The organism is Adlercreutzia sp. DFI.6.23 (assembly GCF_024462535.1).
Lineage (GTDB): Bacteria > Actinomycetota > Coriobacteriia > Coriobacteriales > Eggerthellaceae > Adlercreutzia > Adlercreutzia rubneri.
Window position 1 is genome coordinate 1 of record NZ_JANGBP010000382.1, and the last position, 311, is coordinate 311.

Genomic DNA, 311 nt, shown 5'->3' on the forward strand with positions numbered 1-311 from the left:
GTGGCCCTTTACGGCATGATGGGCCACGTGCAGACCCGCGTCGCCATTTGGCAGGACCCCTTCGCCGAGGCCCAGGGCGGCGGCTTCCAGCTGGGGCAGAGCTTGTATTCCATCGCCGACGGCGACCTGTTCGGCACCGGTATCGGCCGGGGCATGGGCGGTCAGCCCGTAGCCGAGGGCGGCATCCCCGTCGCCGAGAGCGACTTCATCTTCCCGGTCATCGCCGAGGAGACGGGCCTGCTCGGCGCGGCCGGTGTGATGCTGCTGTATTTGTGCTTCGCCATCCGCGGCATCGTCACAGCGGCCCGGGC

General features: G+C 69.5%; 1 protein-coding gene. It reads left to right on the top strand.

Annotated features, from left to right (window positions below):
* Nucleotides 1–311 (top strand): FtsW/RodA/SpoVE family cell cycle protein (locus NE591_RS13810; RefSeq protein ID WP_256156928.1); only part of this gene is annotated, 311 nt, incomplete at both ends.